Below are 19,007 nucleotides of genomic sequence, written 5' to 3'. Positions count from 1 at the left end.
GATGCTGGAGAACCATCCTCAACGGGTGGCTGCGTATTTTAGAGATCCGAAGGTGAAGTATGCTGCATAAACATTTCAATATTTAATTGCCGAATTAATAGTCTTAATGATGATTCTTAAGCCGCCAGCCCGAATTCGCGCGCCAAAAAAGCGCGCCCTTTTTCCGTGAGCCGCAACACGCGCGGGGCGGTGGCTGAAGCGTGCACATAAGACCGTGCGGCAAACGCATCAAACAAAGCCGCGCCGAGCCAGCCGGCAATATGCGGCACTTGCTCGGTCCAGTCCATGCACCAAGCCGTGTGCGGCTGCAATGCCGCAATATCCAGCGTTTCCAGCCACAGCCGCCCGGCATCGGTAATCACAAAGCGCCCGTTGGCCGCATCGGCCAACAATTTTTGCTGCGCCAACAAAGCCTGTGTCAGCGCCACGCCCTGCCGCCCGGCCATATGGTCGTAGCAGCGACGCAAGGTGTGTAAAGCCGGCTCGCCCGCCATCACGCTTTGCGGCTTGCTGCCGAGGCGGATTTCGGCCAATTGCTGCAACAAATGGTAAACCTGATTATCGGCAATGCGGAAATAGCGGAATTTCCCCTGCTGCTGCACGCGCAGCAGCCCCGCATCGGCCAACAGCTGCAAATGCCGGCTGGCCGTTTGCGCGCTGATGCCGGCGCTCTCAGCCAAGGCCGTGGCCGGCAAGGCTTCTGCGCCCAGCAAGGCATCGAGCATCAAGGCACGGCTGGGGTGGCCGATTAAGTGGGCGATGTGGGTGAAATAATGAGCGAGCGACATGGCGGTTTCCTCGGCTTTATACCGATTCAAAAAAGCAAGCTTGCAAGGTGGCAACGCAGCCAGATTACTTTTTAGAATGGATATTCTCGGCCGCTTTCAGACGGCCTGTGTGAATAGGACATGGTATGCTGACAATCAGTATGATGAAGCCACTGTGCCTGAATTCATTTCGTTACGCAACGAAATAAGGCCGTCTGAAAAATGTTTATATTGAGGCTGTCTTTTTATTGGGAGCGCATCATGCCCGTGTTTCTGTTTGGCTGCCTGTTCAGCTTGGTGTGGTCGTCGGCTTTTGTGGCGGGCAAGGTTTCCATTGATTATGTGTTGCCGCTGAATTTTTTGTTTTTCCGCTTTGTGTCGGCCGGCTTGCTGCTGCTGGCGGTGTGGGCTTGGCTAAACCGGCGGCAGCCTTTTGCCGGCTTGCGCAATCGCCGCTTGTGGCTTGTCGGCAGCTTGCTGGGGCTGCTCAACTATGCGCTTTACCTCGGCTTTTCCTACACCGGCCTGCAAACCGTGTCGCCGCAGCTGGTGATTTTATTGGTGGCCACCACGCCGTTTATCACTTTGCTGCTGTCGGTGCTGCTGGGCACGCGTCTGCATGCCAAGCTGCTGCTGGCCATCGCCATCGGCTTTTCGGGCGTGTATATCGCGCTGTCAGACAAATTGGGCAACGCCGCTTTCGGCCTAGGTGTGGTTTGGGTGCTGCTGGGCGTGGCCGCGCTCTCGGCCGGCACCCTGTTTTACCAGCGCCATGCCCAAGCATTGCATCCGCTGCCCTTAATCGGCATTCAAAATCTGGTCGGCGGCCTGCTGTTGTTGCCGTTCGCCGAATACCAAAGCCTGTATGCCGCAATGACGAATACACCATTTGTGTTGTCGTGGCTGTATCAAGTTATCGCCATTTCGATTGTGGCCATGTGGATGTGGTTTTGGCTGGTGCGCCGCATCGGCTCCGATTCGGCTTCGGTGTTTCACCTGATGAATCCGGTGTTCGGCATTTTGCTCTCTGCCGCGTTTTTTCATACCGCCGTTACCCGCAATGATATGATCGGCACCGCGGTGGTCATCGCCGGCATGGCACTGTCCATGCGTTGGAAAGCGCCGGGCGGGCACGCCCGCTGATGCCTGCCGTTTATTATCAGCATTAAAACCGAGTCTTTTGCACAACGCTTTTTTATCGCTTTTGCGACCACCGGCAACAAAAGGCCGTCTGAAAATATTTTCAGACGGCCTTTTGTTGATTTGCCAAAAACTTATTTCTTCAACACCGCACGCCGCACAATCTGCCACCAATCTTTCGCGCCCAGCTTCGGCCGCGCGCGGAACACATCGTATTTGTTTTCTTCAAGTTTGTGCACAATACGCTGGCCGCCGAGAATAATCATGCGCAATTCCAGGCCGGTGCGGCCTTTGAGCGTTTTGCCCAAAGGCGAGCCCGCCTTGAGCATTTTGTGCGCTTTGTCGCATTCATAAGCCATCAAGCGCTGGAAAGCAAAATCCACCCGCCCCTCGCCAATCTGCGCTTCGGTGACGCCGAATTTCTGCAAATCTTCCTGCGGCAGATACACGCGCCCTTTTTGCCAATCCAGCGCCACATCCTGCCAAAAATTAATCAGCTGCAAAGCAGTGCAAATGCCGTCGCTCTGGGCAATGCTTCGGCTGTCGGTTTCACCGTAAAGATGCAGCATCATGCGCCCCACCGGGTTGGCGCTTTTGCGGCAATAATCCACCAATTCACCGAAATCCTGATAACGCTTTTTCACCACATCCTGTTTAAAAGCATCGAGCAAATCGTAAAACGGCTGCAAAGGCATGGCAAACGGGCGCACGGCCTCGCGCTGCAAACGCTGCATCAACGCACTTTTCGGCGTTTCCCCGCGCGAAACCGTATCCAGTTCTTTTTGCAGCTCCTCCAGCCGGCACAAACGCACGGCATCTGCCACCTCACCTTCATCGGCAATATCGTCCGCCGTGCGCGCAAACGCATAAACCGCATGCACCGGCTTGCGCAAACGGCGCGGCAACACCAGCGAGCCGACGGGGAAATTTTCATAATGGTTGACTGACATATTGTTCTCTTTGGTTTTATCGTTTGATTTCGATAGATTTTCAGACGGCCTGCAAAAAGAAAAGGCCGTCTGAAAGATTAAAACCCGTTTTCCATCATAATATATCTTGACTGCTCAATATATTGATACTAAAAGGAATTTAGTTTTTATGAAAATATTTTACCCACTTGTTTACCCACTTTTTACGCTTGCTTGAAATATGCAATATCAATGCACATAAGCGGGGATTACATCGGGTTTGCCTTTTTGTGCGGCTTGCCACAAGTCATAATCGGCTTGCTGGTGTAGCCAACTTTCAGGGCTGGGGCTGTTGCTGCCTAACCAAGCATGCAGGCGCAAGGCCATATCGGCACTAATGCCCGATTTGCCGTTAAGCAGGCGGGAAAGGGTCACGCGGGAAATGCCTAATTGCTTCGCGGCCTCGGTTACGCTCAAGCCAAGTTCTGGCAAAATATCTTCACGAATCACTTCGGCGGGGTGCGGGGGGTTGTGCATACGCATGATGTTTGCTCCTAATGGTAATCTTGATAATCCACAATTTCGGCATGGCCGTTTTCAAGTTTGAATGTTACGCGCCAATTTCCATTTACTTTCACGCTCCAATGGTTTTTTAAATCTCCTGCCAGCGGGTGCAAGTGCCAGCCTGCAATATTCATATCACTAGGGGCTTTTGCGCTGTTCAGCCGCGCAAGGATACGGGCAAGTTTGACAGCATGGGCGGCCTGTATCCCTGCTTTGCTGCCTGTTTTGTAAAACCGCTCAAGCCCTTTGTGCTGAAATGAAATTATCATGGCTGTATCTCTATTGTTTACAACATTGTATCGTGTGTGTTTACATTTGGCAAGCATCGAAACCAACGCCAGCAGCCAGCCAGCGGGGCAAGTTTCCGCCGCGTTTTTTGGCCGTCTGAAAGGTTTGCTATGCCGCGCCATAAAGTGCCAATAATTAAGGGCTTAACAGGCTTGTTAAAAGTTAATTAACAATCCCCCACAAGAAAATTTTCTCTGTATGCGAGTGTGGGGGGTCTAGGAAAACAGGGGGCGGAAACTTTTCATGCCCCGCCCCTTGCGGGTTTCCAGCCCTTAAACCATTCTTCAACAAAAAACCTTTAACAAAATCAATGAAAAAACAGCTAAAAAGTATGCGTGAGAGGGGCGGCGGTCTAGAAGAAAAGGCCGTCTGAACTCTCAAACCGCCCCCCCCTTGCAGCCAGTAAGGAAGCATAAGCACCGCCACGCTTCCCAATAAATGCGGTGCGAATTGCCCGCATGGCTCGAACGGCTGGAAGTACCTAAGCTTTCAGACGGCCTTACCTCTGCCGCCGCTTATACCCGTGCCAACATAGCCAGCAAGCGGCCTTTGCCGTTTGCCTGCCCGATATGGTAGCCGCTCAACACGGCCAGCGCGGTGATATTCAGCTCTACCACCGCTTGCCCGTAATCATCTGCCAGCTTCGGCGTGATGATGCCGCCTAGTGATACCGTATCGCCCTTGCTCATGGCCAGCAGGGCGGTGCAAACACCCGCATCAAACGCGATTACATTGCCATGCACGGGTTGCCCGTCTTGCCGCACGGCCATCACATCAATCTTGCCGATAACGTAGGGGCTGGCGCGGCGGGTAAACAGCCGCTTCGGCGGCAACACCAACACGCCGCTAATGATACCGTCTATCATTTAAAACACCTTTTCCGCGCAAATATATATAGCGCACCCTCAAAAAGCTGGTTACTTTGGTTACTTCGTTGATTTAAAAGGAAAAAACGTAAAATTTCGTGGTTACCGCTTGGTTACTTTTACATTAACATATTGATTAAAAACAATAAAATAGCGGTTACCGCATTAAACTATTGATTTAAATAAACAAACAGCTTGTTTTACCTGTTTTTAAGTGCTTTTGCGTCACCATGAAACACTTAACCACATGATTTATAAAGATAAATAATTGGTTATCATAATAAATCATTGTTTTATATTATAAATAAAGATTGTTAAATTTCTCTATTCATTACGGGTAACCACGGTAACCACGGTAACCAAGCGGTAACCAGCAAAGTAACCAAGCCTTTTAGTTAAAAATATGATATAAAATAATAAGTTATATTCGAGTAACCAAAGTAACCACGTTTTTCACCCTCGCGTATGTGGGCGCAACGCCTGCTAGTCTTCTTCTGCATCTGCTTTCATCCGCTCCGCTGGCGGCAAATGGCCGTCTAAAACGTAATACCAGCCCGTGCTTATCCCTGCACGCTTAAGCTGTTTTGTCCACCGCGTGACGCTTCGTTTCAGCCATCCCGCCGCATGCAGCACTTCACACACGAAATCTTTATCAAAGCCGCCGCAAATATCGGTTTCAAATGCTTGGCTGTTGATGTAGAACACTTGCAAATCACGCGCCGCGTCATACTTCACATAGCCCGCATGGTAGCGGCTCGTTTGGGCATAACCGCCCTTGCCGATACTTTCCAGCTCGACAAACATTTCAGAATTACCCTTCGCTTGCAGGTAATCCGCCGCCCTCTGCAAAATAACGCGCTCCTCCTGATTGCCCTTGCCCTCACGCTCATACCACGCGTTAAAGCAGGCTTCCACACCAGCCGCACCCACACCAGCCGCCAAGCCTGTAATGCCCCATTCGGCGGCCAGCTCCAGCGCGGCGGCGGCTAAAGCAAAGCGTTTGGCCACACGGGCAGGCTGCCCGTCTAAATCGGCAGGCAGGCGGGCGCGGAACGCATCGCAATAGCTGTTTACCTTGCCGATTAAGGCGGCTTTATCCTGCTTCATGGCTTCGGCCAGCTTGCCCACCCATGCGCGGCCTGCATGGCCGTAATGGTGTTTGGCGGTTTCTTCCAGCATTTCTGCAAACGCCGCGCCGTCTGAATGGCCGTGCAGGGTATCGAACACGCGGAATCCTTTCCCCGCATCGGCAGGAATAGACGGCAGGCGCACATTCTGCCCCGCGTTCCACTCAAAGCCTGCTTGCTTCATATATTGGGATACAGGAAATTCACCCGTTGAAAGCAGTAAAACGCGCCATTCCAGCCGTTCGCGGTTGCCGCCCTGCTTTGCACCTTGCAGCTTGCCCACGCCGTTAAACAGCGAATAGGCCACGCTGCTCACGTCTTGCCCCCGCGCTTGGCTGATTTCATCCAGCAAAATAAAGCCGTCTGAAGTGGCCGCCGCCATATTGTCAATCGCCAAGGCGGTTGCTTTCCAAGTGTTTTTAAGCTTATCGGGGCGGCCATACACCGAAAGCGCCAGCATGGCGGTGGTGGTTTTGCCGCCGCTTGATGCGTGAAACAGGTGAAAACCGCCGTTTTCTATCTTCATCGGCGCAAGCAGCGGGGCGGCAAAGGCCGCGCCCAATGCCAGCAGCAGGCGGCTGTTGCCCGCTGCATAGGCGGCCAAATGCGCTTGCCACGTTTCAAGGCTGCCTGAAACGCCATAGGCGGGCTTTTTGCTGGTGTCGCCGTTGTAAATCACCTTGCCGCCCGTGTGGCCGATAATTTCCCCGCTGGGCAACACATAGGCCGCGCAATCGTCATCAAGCCAGCCGCCACGGTTGGCTATCTGCCATTCGGTTTTATCGCCCTCCCATTGCAGATAATCGGCTAATGCGCCCATGGCCTTACCGCCCGATTTCACGCCTATGCCCAAACCGCGCAAAAATGCCCAGCAAGCAGGCATGCCCACGATTTCCAGCGGCAAGGCGGCTTGTTTGGGCTGCTTTTCGCCAGCGCGGTAATACTCGATTACCCTGTATTCTTTGTCGTCTTCACCGATTCCGCGCCCTACCAAATTCACATAATCGGCAATATGCAGCGGCGGCAAGTGGTAAAAATCGCCCTCTCGTGTTGTACCTACTCCGACAAAAAACACACCAGCCAAGCCGCCGTTATTCGGCTTGCGCAATTCGTAAAACGGCAGAATCGGCGTGTCGTCTGCCGTCTGAATATTCTGCAAGGCCTCAAAATCGCTTTTTACGGCGTTTTTGCCGCGTGGGCTGGTGTTGCCCTTAACCACACGCAAACCGCGCTTAGGCGCTTTGTTTTCGCCCTTTGCTAGCGAGTTTTCGGTGTTGTGGTCTTGCTTGGTGTCGTTATCTTTCCCCAAATCGTCTTTATCCTTGCTCATGCTGCCGCCCCTTTCTGAATTTGCGCCGCCAACACATCCAGCGCATCCGCGCCCGTGTGGTCAGGTTGCCAAATCTTGATGCTTTCCAATTCGCGCTGATAGCGCCGCTGCAACAGCCTTGCCGCCTGCAAGCCCGTGCCGTTTGTGTCGTTGTCGGCAATAATCACCAGCTCGCGGATTCCATCGGGCAACACCAGCGATTGAATGCCGTGTGCAGAACCACACGCCCACATCGGCACACCCGATACATACCGCGCTGCAAAAGCGGTTTCTATGCCCTCGCATACCCCCAAAATGCCGTTTGCAGGCTCAAACAAGCGCATGGCCGCGCCCGTTAGGCTGCCGCTGGCCGCGCTCCGCATTTTCTTGGCGGGCAGGCGCTCGCGGGTTTTCGGGTCAAACAATACGGCCTTGGCGGGCAAATCGTTATAGGCCGTCTGAAAGTAAGTGATGTGCAGGCCGCAAGCCTTGCCCGTTACGTCTTGAAACAAGCCCACCATGGTGGGCAGATGGGCAATCACGCGCCCGTTATGCCAATAGCTCATGCGCTTGTGAAAGCGCAAAGCCGCGCCGTTTACAGGCATTTTTTCGGGCAACGGCACACCGCGCACCCAAAGGTAATCGGCAATATCGGGCGCTTCATCCCATGCCACACATTCCGCCCACAAAGCCGCCAAGCGGTCACGCCGCGCTTTGTCTTCGGCGGTGTTGTCGGCTTTTGGGGCGGCTCTTGCCACGGCGGGGGCGATTTGGCCGCCATCCAAGCCCACCACCACGGCCACGGCTTTCACGGCTTCGGCAAAGCTGTAGCCATACATCAGCATCAGCAAATCTAAGCCGCTGCCGCCATCGGGTGTGCAATGGTTGCAGATAAAGCCGCCGCCCTGCTTGTGGTTGGTGAAGCGAAAACGGTCACGGCCTCCGCAAGCGGGGCATGGCTGGTGTTTTTGGGTGTTGGTCAAAGCAGCAGGCACATTCAGCGCTTGCAGGATTTCAGGCCAGCGGCCACGGGCGGCGGCTTTAACGTCATCGAGCCGATAGCGCGGCTTGTTTTCGCGGGTTTGAGTGTTTGAATTCATGATTCTGCCTTTCCAAAGGCTGCAACAAGCCCGTCTAAGGGCAGAAATGCCCTTTAGGCTGCTTACATTGCGTTTTAATGGGGTTTTGTGGGTTGGGTGATGGGGTAGATAGCCTAAGCGCTGGAAACGCGCTTAAAACGCTTCTTTTGCGCCTTTAACTCATTTTGCAGAATCAGGGCGATATACCACTTACCATCTGATTGCTGCACCACGCACACGCGGCCATAGCTCGGATTAATCGCCAAGCCCTCAACCATGGCGGCCACTTCTTCAAGGCTGGCCACGGGCTGAAAGGGGCGGATTTCTAAGATTCGGTTCATGCCGCGCCCTCCGTCAAGTCAGCGAGGCCGTCTGAAAGCAAATCAGGCACGGGCAACGGCGCGGCTTGCTGGCCTTGCTCATGCACACGGAACACCAGCCAGCGCGGCGGGTGATACACCATGCCGAAACGCAACGCAGGGTAAGCACCATGCAGGGCTTTCAATGCGCCAAATGCAGCGGTCGCTTCGGTGTGACTGTGATGCGGGGTGATATATAACGGGGTTTGAATCTTCATGGCTTCGGCCTCCGCTCGCTGCTTTCCGCCGTGGCCGTGTCATAGCCCTTGCTGTAGCCCGCCTGATAGGCATATTCCACATCAAGGATTGAACGAATAGCCGACAATTCGGCCACAGCAGCCCCCAATTCGGCATTTACAGCATTCACACAGGCGCTTACGTCTGAAAGCGCCACTTGGTAGGCGGCTTCGGCGTGGGCATTGGCTTCAGCCAAGCGGCTGATTGTGTCCATCACAGCAGCGATATTGAGCAATGCCCCCTCTGCCTGCTCGGATAAAGCGCCCAATTCTTCGGCGCTCAAATCGCCGACAGCATCAGCGTGAAGCAGCTCGATATTGGCCAGCAGGGCAGGGATTCCGCCTTGATAGCGCTTATTTACGCGGTTTGGTGATTGTGTGGGCTTGTTCATTGCGCACCCCCTGCAATCACGCTGCACACCAGCCAACGGCCATCTTGCTGAATGATGTTGAATGCGTAATCGTTGCGGTTGGCTTCGGTTAAGCGGTCGATAAAGCGGCCAGCGTCTGCCAATGTGGCGAATGAGCGTATTTTGCGGCTGATTAACGGGCGTGAATAGCCCTTGCGGATTTTAGTCATGATGGTTAGTACCTTTTCGAACTGGGTTATTAAGCCCGCCGCCACGCTGCTAAACGTGTGGGCGGGAAACAAAAGGCGGGTTAGCAGACTGGCAGTTCGAACCAGCAGGCGCAAGGCCTCCCGCCCCTGTTTCCCATTGGAAAAGGTATAACAAGGGATTGCAGACGTAAAAATACCGCTTGCCCGTTGATAGGCTTTGGCGGCTTGTCTGCCGAACTGTAAAGGGCTGCTAAACCCTGTTGCACGATTGAATGCAACGAGCTTATTTTGCGGGTGTTTTAGCGAAGCGTCAAGCCATACACGGCAATGGCACAAGACAAGGCCGTCTGAAAACGCGGCAAAGCAAATAAGATTTTGAAATTGTGGTAACATCGGATTTCCTTTTTTTATGCCCCTATAGCCGCCAAACAAGGCGGGATTCACCGCCAAGCCGCAAAGCTTGGCGGTTTCGATTTTTGATTCATTCCAAGTCACAAATCAAAGCATCAAGGGATTCAAAAACTTCAGTTAAATCATCAATCACGCTATCAATTTCGTAGCTTTCTTCACTTACATCATCAGAAAGAAATACCGCCTTTGAAATGTCTTTCATTTTGCCTATCAGCGGTTCAATCAAATCGAATTGTTCTTGCAGAATGTCCACTAATTCATCTTTTTCAATATTCATGCTGTTTTCTCCTTGCTGGTGTGTTTTGCACGGCTCGCAGCGATTCGGGCGCGTAACCATGCGTCAATCTCCGATTCAACCCATGCAACCGCCGCCCCTGTTAGCCTGATGCTTCTTGGAAAGCTCGCATCATGGCGCGGGTCTTTCGGGTTTAATTTGGCGTAAATGGCTGCTTTCGATAAGGCCGTGCGTTCAACCACCTGCCCGATTTTCAGCATTTTTACTGCTTGGCTTTCGGTATTTTCCATAGCGGAAACTCCCATAAAAAAACCGCCCAAAGGCGGTAGATACAAAAAAAGCCCATACGGAAAACCCGTATAGGCTCATTCAAAAAACTATGGATTACAAAATAGAAATTTTACAATAATCGTCATTCAGACGGTCAAAGGCGGCTTTGTTTTGCGCTTTCAGCTTGTCAATTTCAATTATTACATCATAACCGCCGCCGCCAGCATTACAGTATATGCTGTTCATGGCGTAATATACCGCTGGAAGCATCAAGAAACGAAACGAATAATGATAACGCCGCGCCTTGCCATATTTCTTTACTTCCAAACGCCGATAACGCGCTAAATATTCGATTTCATCATTCCAGTAAACCAAATCAAGCAGCCTGTATTTTGCGGCCTGATTCCGCGCACTAAACGCCTGCAATTCTACCGCTTCCAGTTCCCACTCTTCCTCATGCTCTTGCCGCCGTGCTTCGCCGCTCAACATCTTGGCTTTCTGCCTTGCCCTACAAGCAGCCACGGCTTCGGCTTGCTGTTTCTGTTTTTCCACTATAGCGGCTTGTGATTCCGCATAATGCGCGGCTTCAATGGCGGCCATTTCCCTTTCAAACATCCAGCGGTCAATATCGCTTTTGCGCCATGCCTCTGATTTATTTCCGATAGGAACAGGCGCGGGAAAAGTAGGGTCATACGCCGCCTTGTCGTTTTTATTCATCATGCGCAAAATCATACCGTGCGCATGCCCGATAATCCTCACCAACTCAACCATTTTTATATAAGTTTCAGCCATATAAGCACCCATTCAGATACAAAAAAGCCGCCCGAATCAGGCGGCGGCAAACTCTCTAAAATTCAATAAAAATACAATAATCCACAAACATAAGCCTACCAAAGCGATTTAAAGGCGCAAAAAAAAACCGCCATCGGGCGGCTGGGCTTGCTGCAAACGCAAGTAAAACAGTTTGGCATAATTTAACCAAATTAGTGCACCATGTCAACCTATACAATTCCACAGCAACCAACTGGCAGCGATTTCAGACGGCCTTTAACCGCCTTTGCGCTTTTCAGACGGCCATTTGTATTCAAGCACCGCGCCCACAGCCAACACCAGCACCATAACCGCTACAAACTTCCAGCCCCATGCTTGCCAAGCCAAAAACAGCATAAACAACCCGATAACAAGAAAAAAGCCATGCGCAAGCCAAACCATCAGCCGAAATATAAACATCGTCTTCACTCCCTTGCTGGTGTATTCCCGTTTTCAGACGGCCTACAAAGCCGCCGAAAAACCGAAAAAGCGTGTGACTTTGACAAATTTACGGTACTTTTTACGGTACTTTTGATTTTTAATAAAATTTTTTTCAATAAAATCAATTTATTAATAGACAAGTTTGTGTCTTTACACAAGACAATAACACTATTTTCTACCGTTTTCAGCCGCCACAATCGCCGCCGCCTCGTCATACCGCTGTTTCAGAAAGCCGCTATACCATGCGGCCAGTTCGCGCCGCTCTTCAAAGCGGAACTCTGCCGCCGTCAGGTAGTGGGCTAAAGAATCCATGCCCTGCTTTTTCAACGCCGAACGCTGGATATGCCCAAGCGCCAAGTCTGTGGTTAGAACGTCTTTGCCGTTGATGGCGCAAATATTGGTCATGGTGTGCCTGAAGCCGTGCATAGACGCGTTGGATTTACCCGCATGGCTGCCATCAAAGCCCAGCCGCTTAATCGCCACGTTGCCCACCTTTTGGCTGATATAGGCATTGCCGCCCACACCACGGCGCAAGGGCGGAAACAGATAGGCTTGATGGCCTGTGATGGTATGCAGCTCTTGCAGCAGCGCCAGCGGCCAATCGGCCAGCGGTATCAGAAAATCATTGCCCATCTTCATATCTTCATCGGGCATAAACCAAATGCGCCGTTCAAAATCAATATTCTCCCAACGGCTCTTGCTCAATGCGCTTTTACGCGGTGCCAGCAGCGCATTGAATAACAGCAGATAGCGGGTTATCGGGTGAATATCCGCGCTGGTTTGCAGGGCGTGGAAAAAGGCCGTCAACTCCGCCGCTGGTAAATGCGGCTCGGGGTTGCTGGTGTGTTTGGCCAGCAGCAGCTTTGCGGTGTCTACAGGATTGCGCCGCTCTTGGCTGATTAAGCCCTTGTTCACGGCAAAATCCCAAATCTGCCCCACAATCTGCATGGTGCGCTTGGCGCGGGCGGGGATATTCTTGTGATTCAGCCACTCGGCAAATTCCGCCAACGCCTGCGCGTCCACATCGTTGATATTGGCATTCGCCGCAAAGAAGATTTCAATATGCGCCAAGCTCATGCGGTCACCGTTCAGCGTGTTTTGCGCCACCGCGCCTGCACGGCTTGCAAGCCACGTCTGCCCTACTTCGGTCAGGCTCTTGCCGTTTTCCCTCTCCAGCCGCTCCATGCGCTTAATGGCCTGCTTCTCCGCCATCGGGTCAATACCACCCCTAAGCTGCCTTGCCAGCTCAAAATTAGCCGCCCGTGCTTCTTTCAGGGAAACTTGCGGAAAAGTGCCGATAGAATATATCCGCTCTATGCCATCGTTGGATTTATAGCGCTTTTGCCATGATTTGCCGCCATGCACAGACACCAGCAAAAACAACCCCGCGCCATCCGCCAAACGATAAGGCTTATTTTTTGGCTTTGCGGTTTCAATTTGCCGCTGCGTCAGCTTGTCTTTGCCAGCCATTCAAACACCCAAAAAATTTTACCCACTTTTTTACCCACTTTTTACGGTCGCTTGGGGTAGATTCGTGTAGATTATTGTAGACAATATCAACCTATATATTTTTATAACATACTGTATTAAATCATATTTTTTAGATATGCATAGATTGCTATAGATTGTCAAATTTCTTAAAACCCGTTTTCCATCATAATCTGCCCGGGCACTTTGTTGCGGTGCATGGCAAAGCCCATATCGAGCAGGGTTTTGAAGGTGTCCTTCACCATTTCGGGGTTGCCGCAAATCATAAAGCGGCTGTTTTCAGGGGTGAAATCGATGTTGAAGGCGCGCGCTAAATCGCCGTTTGCCAGCAATTCAGGCAGGCGCGCGCCGTGCAGTTGGCCGCCGGGGCTGCGGGTGGTAACGGGCACAAAGCTGAGCTTATGGAAATATTCTTCAATCAGCGGGTGGTGTTTCAAGTCGGCGATGGTTTGGTTGAAAATCAGCTCGTCGGCATGCGACACGGAATGCGCCAGCGCCAGCCGCTCGAAGCGCTGCCAGATGTCGGGCTGCTGCAAAATGGATAAAAACGGGGCGATGCCGGAGCCGGTGCAGAGCATGATTAAATCGCGCCCGTCGGCAAAGCGCTCGGGCAGCAGAAAGCCGGTGGCGTTTTTATCGAGCAGCATTGTGTCACCGGCCTTCATTTCGGCAAATTTGGCGCTCATAGGCCCCGCTTCGATCAGCACGGCGAAGTATTCGAGCGTGTCGGCATATTCGGCAGACACCACGGAATAGGCGCGCCAAATAAAACCTTGTCCATCATGAAAGCCCAGCCGTGAAAATTGGCCGGCGGCAAAGCGGTAGGCTTCGGGGCGGGTGATGGCAAAGGTGATCAGCTTGTGTGTGTGGTGCTTCACCCACAATAGGGTTTCTTCGGTGTATTTGGCTTCGGGTGGCGCGGCCATGCTGTGCTCGTGATTTCAAATGGTTCAGACGGCCTTGATTATACTGTAAGGCCGTCTGAAACATAACCATGCGATTTATGGGGAAATCTGTGTTTGCGTTATGATTGCGGTTTGGCGGGTGCGCTTTGTTGGTGCGTTTGCGGGTGCGCAGGTGCCAATGGGTCGCTTTTGCGCTGATGGGCGGCAAACCAAGCCAGCGCGCCAATCAGGGCAGCCAGCAGCGTGAGCCACAGCAAAAGTTTGGCCACGGGCAGCGGCTCAGCGGCTTTTTGATGGTGCGCCGGCATGGGGCTGGCGATGGTTTCGGGCTCGTGCCCGCTTTGTTGTGCGGCAATCCATTCATCGTGGGCGCGGCGGCGCTCGGGATCGGAAAGCACTTGATAAGAGCGGTTGACCAGGCTCATGATGCGGTGGGCATCGGGATTATGGCGGTTTTGGTCGGGATGGTATTTTTTGCAGAGCAAACGATACGCCGCGCGGATAGCCTCTATCGGGGCATCCGGCGCCACTTTCAGATTATCGTAGTGGGTGCGTATGCGTTTGGACATAAAAGCCTGCATGGCCTGAAAAGAAAAGCCGATTATAGCAAAAGCCGTCTAAAACGTTCAGACGGCTTTTCGCTTGATTGATTCAATAAAGCAGCCTATCAAGCCGCATCATGGTTTACGGCATCTTGGCGGCGCAGCAAAGTAATCAGGCTGCAAATGCGCTGCTTCATTTCACGGCGGTCGACAATTTGATCGATGGCGCCTTTTTCCAGCAAAAATTCGGCGCGTTGAAAGCCTTCGGGCAGGGTTTCGCGCACGGTTTGCTCAATCACGCGCGGGCCGGCAAAGCCAATCAGCGCATTAGGCTCGGCCAGCACCACATCGCCCAAAAAGGCAAAGCTGGCCGACACGCCGCCCATGGTCGGGTCGGTGAGCACGGAAATAAACGGCAGGCTTTTTTCGCTAAGCAAATGCAGCGAAGCGCTGGTTTTGGTCATCTGCATCAAAGAATTCAGGCCTTCCTGCATGCGCGCACCGCCGGAAGCCGACACGCAGATAAACGAGCAGCCGTCGGCAGCGGCACGGCGCACGCCTTCAACAAAACGCTCGCCCACCACCGAGCCCATCGAGCCGCCGATAAAGCGGAATTCAAAAGCCGCCACCACCACCGGCAAGCCGTTCATGCTGCCTTTCATCACCACCATGGCATCGTCTTCGCCGGTGAGCTTGCGCGCAGCGGTGAGGCGCTCGGGGTATTTTTTGCTGTCTTTGAATTTAAGAATGTCTACCGGTTTGATTTGGGCGCCGATTTCTTCGCGGCCTTGCTCATCGAGCAGCAGATTGAGGCGCTCGCGCGCGCTCAGGGCATTGTGGTGGCCGCATTTGGGGCACACATAGCTGTTTTGCTGCAAATCGGTGGCATACAAAGTGGCCGAACACGACGGGCATTTGCTCCACAAGCCTTCGGGCACCACAGAAGAAGTGCTGTCGTCGCGCTTGATTTTCGGGGGTAAAATTTTATCTAACCAGCTCACGGATGGCTCCTTAAATGTGTTCAAACGGCCGGCCTCTATCTTTCAGACGGCCTTTGGAAAGGGTGAAAAAGCGCCCTGATTTTTCAGCTGATGGCGTTTTTCAATGTTTTGGCCAGCGCGCCGGCGGCGGCGGCTTCGTTGCCGGGGTTGCGCTCGATTTCGTTCACAATGCGGCTACCCACAATCACGGCATCGGCCACAGTGGCGATTTTGCGCGCACTTTCGGCATCGCTGATACCAAAACCCACGCCGATCGGAATATCGATGTGTTTGCGCAAAAGCTCTATTTTACGCGAAACGGCTTCGGTATCCAACTGCGCCGAGCCGGTTACGCCTTTGAGCGACACATAATACACAAAACCGCTGGCCAGCGAAGCAATGGTTTGGATACGCGCTTCGGTGGTGGTGGGTGCTACCAGAAAAATGCAGTCTATGCCTTGCTGTTTGAGCGCTTCATGCAAGGGCGCAATGGTTTCCACCGGCGAATCCACGGTGAGCACGCCGTCCACGCCCGCTGCGGCGGCCGCTTGGGCAAAAGCGGTATAGCCCATTTTGTGCACCGGATTGAGATAACCCATCAACACCACCGGCGTGGCGGCATTGCTTTGGCGGAACTCAGCCACCAGCGCGAGCACATCTTTGAGCGACACGCCCTGCGCGAGCGCACGCTCGGCGGCGCGCTGTATGGTGGGGCCATCGGCCATCGGGTCGGAAAACGGAATGCCCAATTCAAGGATGTCGGCTCCGTTTGCCGCCAAGCTGTGCATCAGCGAGAGCGTGGTGCGCAAATCAGGGTCGCCGGCGGTGATGTAGCTCACTAAGGCTTTGCTGCCGTTTAGTTGCTCGAAAGTGGTTTGGATTCTGCTCATGGCTCTGCCCGTGTTTCATACCCGTTCAAAAAAGCAAGCTTACAAGAGCGGGCCGCAAACAATACAGATAACAAGCAAAGCGGCAACGCAGTAAAGTTATTTTTGATGGGTTTCAGACGGCCTGCCGCACAAAGCGCCAGGCACTCAAAGCCTTGAGTATAACACCGCTTTCAGACGGCCTGTAACGATATTTTACACACAAGCCGCCCCCAAAGCCGTGGCAAACAGCGTGCCGCCGCGCGCTTTCGCCTTTATAATCGGGCGCATGACTACCGACACCCTCCTCCCCCCTACCGCACCGAAAACCCGCAATGCCTTAATCGAGCAAGTGATGAGCCGCGCTGCCGGCTCGCATTCGCGCTACGGCAACCGCATCGAAGTGCTGCTCGACAGCACCGAAAATTTTCCCGCTTGGGAAGCGGCTTTGCGCGCGGCGCAAGAATCGGTGTGCATCGAAATGTATATCTTCGCGCCCGATGAGTTCGGCCGCCGCATCCGCGCCATTTTGCTCGACAAGCTGGCCAAAGGCGTGAAAGTGGCGCTGGTGTATGACTGGTTGGGCAGCCTCAATGCGCATGTGCGCGGTTTTTTCAAGCCGCTGATTGAAGCAGGCGCAGAAGTGCGCCCTTACAACCCGCCCGCCTGGACCGCCGGCATCGGCCTTTTTTCGCGCAACCACCGCAAATCGCTGATTATCGACGAGCACACCGCTTTTGTGAGCGGCTTGTGCATTTCCGCCGCGTGGGAGGGCAAGCCGGCCAAAGGCATCGAAGCCTGGCGCGACACCGGCTTGGCGCTGCAAGGGCCGATTGTGCAAGATGTGTTGGCCGCGTTTGAAGACACCCTGATATCGCAAGGCGGCACCATGCCGCCGCTCAAGCGCTATGAGAATGAAGACGCCATGCCCGCGGGCAGCACGCGCGCCCGCGGGCTCGCCACCACGCCGGCCAACATCAACACCATGCGGTTCGATCTCAACATCATCGGCCTGGCCACGCAAAACCTGTGGATCACCGATGCTTATTTCATGCCCACGCGCATGTATGTGCAGGCGCTCATCAATGCGGCCAAAGCCGGTGTGGACGTGCGCATTTTGGTGCCGCGCACTTCCGACATCAAATGGATAGGCACGGTGTCGCGCACGCAATACCGCAGCCTGCTCGATGCGGGCGTGCGCGTGTTTGAGTGGGACGGCACCATGATACACGCCAAAACCGCGCTGGTAGACGGCCAATGGGCGCGTGTGGGCAGCACCAATCTCAATTTTTCCAGCTGGTATGCCAACCGCGAGCTGGATATTTCCATTGAAGACCCCGCCACGGTTTACCAGCTGGAGCGCGCTTTTATCAACGATTTAAACCACGCCACCGAAGTGATTCTAAACGAGCAGGCTCATGCCGAGCTCAAAGAAGAGCGCGAGCGCATGTTTCGCGGCTTTGCCCGCCTGCACAAAGGCCAGGCCAAAAGCGTGATGCGCCAGGCCATGCAGCTGAGCCACGCTTTCGACACCGGCATTTCGGGCACGCGCGTGGTGGATGAGTCGGAAGCCTGGGCTTATCTTTCCATCGGCATCGGCGTGTTGCTGCTGGCGCTTTTGTTGTGGTTTGTGCCGCAGATTGTGATGTGGCCGCTGCTGCTGATTTTGGTGGTGGGCGGGCTTTCCGCCGCTTTGCATGCCATCAAGCAGCTTGCCGAATTCAAGCGGCGCAAACCATAATACCGTTCAAACACAATACACTACCGCTCAACTATAACGTTGTTTAACAAGCATACCGTTTAGCCGTTTTAAATGCCGTCTGAATGTTTTCCCCACATTTCAGACGGCATTTTTGTATGCTGGGGCTGTAGTGCTCACTTTTGTATTTAAAAATAAAAAGGAAACAACTATGCGTATCAGCGTTTTCATACTCGCTGCGGCCGTTGTTGGCGGAATTTACTATCTGCAGGTCAACCCCGATGTTGCCGCACAAATCAAGCACGCATTCAGCCGTGAAAATCTGCTTGAGGTGCAATATCCTGAAAAAGGCAAGCATCTGCCGATTCAAAAAGATGCGCATCTTTCCGGAAAAGTGCACTCTTAAGCGAATAAAAAATCAGGCCGTCTGAAACGTTTCAGACGGCCTTTTCCATGCCTGTAAATCTTGCTCAGGTTTTCGGCAAGGTCACGCCGGTTTGGCCCATATATTTGCCTTTGCGGTCTTTATAGGAAGTTTCACACACTTCGTCGCTTTCAAAAAACAGCACCTGCGCCACGCCTTCGCCCGCGTAAATTTTGGCCGGCAGCGGCGTGGTGTTGGAAAATTCCAGCGTCACATAGCCTTCCCACTCCGGCTCAAACGGCGTCACGTTCACAATAATGCCGCAGCGCGCATAAGTGGATTTGCCCAAACACACGGTGAGCACGTTGCGCGGAATGCGGAAATATTCCACCGTGCGCGCCAGCGCAAACGAATTGGGCGGGATAATGCAGCAATCGTCTTCCACGGTAACGAAATTTTTCGGGTCGAAATTTTTCGGGTCGACAATGGTGCTGTTGATATTGGTGAAAATCTTGAATTCATTGGCACAACGAATATCGTAGCCGTAGCTCGAGGTGCCGTAGGAAATGATTTTCTGCCCGTTGGCTTCTTTAATCTGCGTGGGCTCGAAGGGCTCGATCATACCGTGCTCTTCGCTCATGCGGCGTATCCATTTGTCGGATTTAATGCTCATTTCGGTTTCCCTGCGGCTGCTCCCGCACGGGCGGGAATGGTTGGAATCAAAAAACTTATTCTAAGAAAAAGCGGCATGCAGCGCAATCGTTCTGCGCCGCCGGCACCATTGCTATGGCGCG

At 53.2% G+C, this 19,007-nt stretch carries 23 protein-coding genes; 3 read left to right on the top strand and 20 right to left on the bottom strand.

All coding sequences use genetic code 11. The features are described 5' to 3' along the window. Nucleotides 1-116: 116 nt before the first annotated feature. On the bottom strand, nucleotides 117-788 hold the full coding sequence (locus tag EV680_RS03675) for an ArsR/SmtB family transcription factor (protein WP_132953321.1): 672 nt from the start codon (nucleotides 786-788) through the stop codon (nucleotides 117-119). A gap of 201 nt (nucleotides 789-989) precedes the next feature. On the opposite strand from EV680_RS03675, the gene EV680_RS03670 reads away from it, so the two are divergent. Continuing rightward, complete coding sequence (locus EV680_RS03670) at nucleotides 990-1,910, top strand: DMT family transporter (protein ID WP_132953319.1); 921 nt, start codon at nucleotides 990-992, stop codon at nucleotides 1,908-1,910. A gap of 131 nt (nucleotides 1,911-2,041) precedes the next feature. Here EV680_RS03670 and hpnC read toward each other — a convergent pair whose 3' ends face one another. The 18 genes from hpnC to trpA form a co-directional block, all read right to left on the bottom strand. Beyond that, nucleotides 2,042-2,857, bottom strand: coding sequence for a squalene synthase HpnC (gene hpnC / locus EV680_RS03665; RefSeq protein ID WP_132953317.1), 816 nt, complete (start codon nucleotides 2,855-2,857; stop codon nucleotides 2,042-2,044). A gap of 207 nt (nucleotides 2,858-3,064) precedes the next feature. Continuing rightward, on the bottom strand, nucleotides 3,065-3,358 hold the full coding sequence (locus EV680_RS03660) for a HigA family addiction module antitoxin (RefSeq protein WP_132953315.1): 294 nt from the start codon (nucleotides 3,356-3,358) through the stop codon (nucleotides 3,065-3,067). An 11-nt stretch (nucleotides 3,359-3,369) separates the two neighbouring features. Then, nucleotides 3,370-3,648 (bottom strand): type II toxin-antitoxin system RelE/ParE family toxin, encoded by a 279-nt coding sequence (locus tag EV680_RS03655; RefSeq protein WP_132953313.1) that lies wholly within the window; start codon nucleotides 3,646-3,648, stop codon nucleotides 3,370-3,372. Nucleotides 3,649-4,182: 534 nt separating this feature from the next. Further along, nucleotides 4,183-4,533 carry a single-stranded DNA-binding protein gene (locus EV680_RS03650; protein WP_132953311.1) on the bottom strand — a complete coding sequence of 117 codons (351 nt, stop codon included), beginning with the start codon at nucleotides 4,531-4,533 and terminating at the stop codon, nucleotides 4,183-4,185. Nucleotides 4,534-5,016: 483 nt separating this feature from the next. Beyond that, nucleotides 5,017-6,990, bottom strand: coding sequence for a DUF927 domain-containing protein (locus tag EV680_RS03645; RefSeq protein ID WP_132953309.1), 1,974 nt, complete (start codon nucleotides 6,988-6,990; stop codon nucleotides 5,017-5,019). Beyond that, complete coding sequence (locus tag EV680_RS03640) at nucleotides 6,987-8,069, bottom strand: toprim domain-containing protein (RefSeq protein WP_132953307.1); 1,083 nt, start codon at nucleotides 8,067-8,069, stop codon at nucleotides 6,987-6,989. The genes EV680_RS03645 and EV680_RS03640 overlap by 4 nt, the downstream gene beginning before the upstream one ends. A gap of 113 nt (nucleotides 8,070-8,182) precedes the next feature. Then, nucleotides 8,183-8,389: a hypothetical protein gene (locus EV680_RS03635; RefSeq protein ID WP_132953305.1), complete on the bottom strand. Its 207-nt coding sequence runs from the start codon at nucleotides 8,387-8,389 to the stop codon at nucleotides 8,183-8,185. After that, complete coding sequence (locus EV680_RS03630; protein ID WP_132953303.1) at nucleotides 8,386-8,625, bottom strand: hypothetical protein; 240 nt, start codon at nucleotides 8,623-8,625, stop codon at nucleotides 8,386-8,388. Before EV680_RS03630 ends, EV680_RS03635 begins: the two co-directional genes overlap by 4 nt. Continuing rightward, complete coding sequence (locus tag EV680_RS03625) at nucleotides 8,622-9,035, bottom strand: hypothetical protein (protein ID WP_132953301.1); 414 nt, start codon at nucleotides 9,033-9,035, stop codon at nucleotides 8,622-8,624. Before EV680_RS03625 ends, EV680_RS03630 begins: the two co-directional genes overlap by 4 nt. Further along, nucleotides 9,032-9,697, bottom strand: coding sequence for a hypothetical protein (locus EV680_RS03620; RefSeq protein WP_132953299.1), 666 nt, complete (start codon nucleotides 9,695-9,697; stop codon nucleotides 9,032-9,034). Before EV680_RS03620 ends, EV680_RS03625 begins: the two co-directional genes overlap by 4 nt. Further along, nucleotides 9,684-9,890, bottom strand: coding sequence for a hypothetical protein (locus EV680_RS03615; protein WP_132953297.1), 207 nt, complete (start codon nucleotides 9,888-9,890; stop codon nucleotides 9,684-9,686). The genes EV680_RS03620 and EV680_RS03615 overlap by 14 nt, the downstream gene beginning before the upstream one ends. Continuing rightward, nucleotides 9,887-10,138 (bottom strand): AlpA family phage regulatory protein, encoded by a 252-nt coding sequence (locus EV680_RS03610; RefSeq protein WP_132953295.1) that lies wholly within the window; start codon nucleotides 10,136-10,138, stop codon nucleotides 9,887-9,889. The genes EV680_RS03615 and EV680_RS03610 overlap by 4 nt, the downstream gene beginning before the upstream one ends. 94 nt (nucleotides 10,139-10,232) lie before the next feature. Further along, the gene (locus tag EV680_RS03605; protein ID WP_165870897.1) at nucleotides 10,233-10,910 is read right to left on the bottom strand and encodes a helix-turn-helix transcriptional regulator; all 678 of its coding nucleotides are present in this window, start codon (nucleotides 10,908-10,910) and stop codon (nucleotides 10,233-10,235) included. 627 nt (nucleotides 10,911-11,537) lie between these two features. Then, a complete protein-coding gene (locus EV680_RS03600; protein ID WP_132953291.1) occupies nucleotides 11,538-12,839 on the bottom strand; it encodes a tyrosine-type recombinase/integrase in 1,302 nt (433 codons plus the stop codon). Between the two features lie 167 nt (nucleotides 12,840-13,006). Next, entirely contained in the window at nucleotides 13,007-13,783 is a 777-nt protein-coding gene (locus EV680_RS03595) for a ferredoxin--NADP reductase (protein WP_132953289.1), read from the bottom strand. 98 nt (nucleotides 13,784-13,881) lie between these two features. After that, nucleotides 13,882-14,331, bottom strand: a complete 450-nt coding sequence (locus EV680_RS03590) for a J domain-containing protein (protein ID WP_132953287.1) — start codon at nucleotides 14,329-14,331, stop codon at nucleotides 13,882-13,884. A gap of 98 nt (nucleotides 14,332-14,429) precedes the next feature. After that, a complete protein-coding gene (accD, locus tag EV680_RS03585) occupies nucleotides 14,430-15,305 on the bottom strand; it encodes an acetyl-CoA carboxylase, carboxyltransferase subunit beta (protein ID WP_132953285.1) in 876 nt (291 codons plus the stop codon). 83 nt (nucleotides 15,306-15,388) lie between these two features. Beyond that, a complete protein-coding gene (gene trpA / locus EV680_RS03580) occupies nucleotides 15,389-16,174 on the bottom strand; it encodes a tryptophan synthase subunit alpha (protein WP_132953283.1) in 786 nt (261 codons plus the stop codon). 265 nt (nucleotides 16,175-16,439) lie between these two features. Between trpA and EV680_RS03575 the strand changes: the two genes are divergently transcribed. Next, nucleotides 16,440-17,891 carry a phospholipase D-like domain-containing protein gene (locus tag EV680_RS03575; protein WP_132953281.1) on the top strand — a complete coding sequence of 484 codons (1,452 nt, stop codon included), beginning with the start codon at nucleotides 16,440-16,442 and terminating at the stop codon, nucleotides 17,889-17,891. Nucleotides 17,892-18,060: 169 nt separating this feature from the next. Beyond that, a complete protein-coding gene (locus EV680_RS03570) occupies nucleotides 18,061-18,255 on the top strand; it encodes a hypothetical protein (protein WP_132953279.1) in 195 nt (64 codons plus the stop codon). Nucleotides 18,256-18,319: 64 nt separating this feature from the next. Here EV680_RS03570 and dcd read toward each other — a convergent pair whose 3' ends face one another. Further along, the gene (dcd, locus tag EV680_RS03565) at nucleotides 18,320-18,886 is read right to left on the bottom strand and encodes a dCTP deaminase (RefSeq protein WP_132953277.1); all 567 of its coding nucleotides are present in this window, start codon (nucleotides 18,884-18,886) and stop codon (nucleotides 18,320-18,322) included. Nucleotides 18,887-19,007 lie beyond the last annotated feature (121 nt).

Origin of the sequence: Uruburuella suis (assembly GCF_004341385.1) — a bacterium.
Classification (GTDB): domain Bacteria; phylum Pseudomonadota; class Gammaproteobacteria; order Burkholderiales; family Neisseriaceae; genus Neisseria; species Neisseria suis.
This window is presented reverse-complemented; position numbering and strand designations above follow the sequence as displayed.

Excerpts from the sequence above, each read along its gene's own strand:
- EV680_RS03670 (WP_132953319.1), top strand. The coding sequence starts at position 990 with ATGTTTATATTGAGGCTGTCTTTTTATTGGGAGCGCATCATGCCCGTG.
- EV680_RS03590 (WP_132953287.1), bottom strand. The coding sequence starts at position 14,331 with ATGTCCAAACGCATACGCACCCACTACGATAATCTGAAAGTGGCGCCG.
- EV680_RS03625 (WP_132953301.1), bottom strand. The coding sequence starts at position 9,035 with ATGAACAAGCCCACACAATCACCAAACCGCGTAAATAAGCGCTATCAA.
- EV680_RS03655 (WP_132953313.1), bottom strand. The coding sequence starts at position 3,648 with ATGATAATTTCATTTCAGCACAAAGGGCTTGAGCGGTTTTACAAAACA.
- EV680_RS03575 (WP_132953281.1), top strand. The coding sequence starts at position 16,440 with ATGACTACCGACACCCTCCTCCCCCCTACCGCACCGAAAACCCGCAAT.
- EV680_RS03635 (WP_132953305.1), bottom strand. The coding sequence starts at position 8,389 with ATGAACCGAATCTTAGAAATCCGCCCCTTTCAGCCCGTGGCCAGCCTT.
- EV680_RS03605 (WP_165870897.1), bottom strand. The coding sequence starts at position 10,910 with ATGGCTGAAACTTATATAAAAATGGTTGAGTTGGTGAGGATTATCGGG.
- EV680_RS03570 (WP_132953279.1), top strand. The coding sequence starts at position 18,061 with ATGCGTATCAGCGTTTTCATACTCGCTGCGGCCGTTGTTGGCGGAATT.
- dcd (WP_132953277.1), bottom strand. The coding sequence starts at position 18,886 with ATGAGCATTAAATCCGACAAATGGATACGCCGCATGAGCGAAGAGCAC.
- trpA (WP_132953283.1), bottom strand. The coding sequence starts at position 16,174 with ATGAGCAGAATCCAAACCACTTTCGAGCAACTAAACGGCAGCAAAGCC.
- EV680_RS03600 (WP_132953291.1), bottom strand. The coding sequence starts at position 12,839 with ATGGCTGGCAAAGACAAGCTGACGCAGCGGCAAATTGAAACCGCAAAG.
- EV680_RS03640 (WP_132953307.1), bottom strand. The coding sequence starts at position 8,069 with ATGAATTCAAACACTCAAACCCGCGAAAACAAGCCGCGCTATCGGCTC.
- EV680_RS03660 (WP_132953315.1), bottom strand. The coding sequence starts at position 3,358 with ATGCGTATGCACAACCCCCCGCACCCCGCCGAAGTGATTCGTGAAGAT.
- EV680_RS03675 (WP_132953321.1), bottom strand. The coding sequence starts at position 788 with ATGTCGCTCGCTCATTATTTCACCCACATCGCCCACTTAATCGGCCAC.
- EV680_RS03615 (WP_132953297.1), bottom strand. The coding sequence starts at position 9,890 with ATGAATATTGAAAAAGATGAATTAGTGGACATTCTGCAAGAACAATTC.
- EV680_RS03595 (WP_132953289.1), bottom strand. The coding sequence starts at position 13,783 with ATGGCCGCGCCACCCGAAGCCAAATACACCGAAGAAACCCTATTGTGG.
- hpnC (WP_132953317.1), bottom strand. The coding sequence starts at position 2,857 with ATGTCAGTCAACCATTATGAAAATTTCCCCGTCGGCTCGCTGGTGTTG.
- EV680_RS03610 (WP_132953295.1), bottom strand. The coding sequence starts at position 10,138 with ATGGAAAATACCGAAAGCCAAGCAGTAAAAATGCTGAAAATCGGGCAG.
- EV680_RS03630 (WP_132953303.1), bottom strand. The coding sequence starts at position 8,625 with ATGAAGATTCAAACCCCGTTATATATCACCCCGCATCACAGTCACACC.
- EV680_RS03650 (WP_132953311.1), bottom strand. The coding sequence starts at position 4,533 with ATGATAGACGGTATCATTAGCGGCGTGTTGGTGTTGCCGCCGAAGCGG.
- EV680_RS03645 (WP_132953309.1), bottom strand. The coding sequence starts at position 6,990 with ATGAGCAAGGATAAAGACGATTTGGGGAAAGATAACGACACCAAGCAA.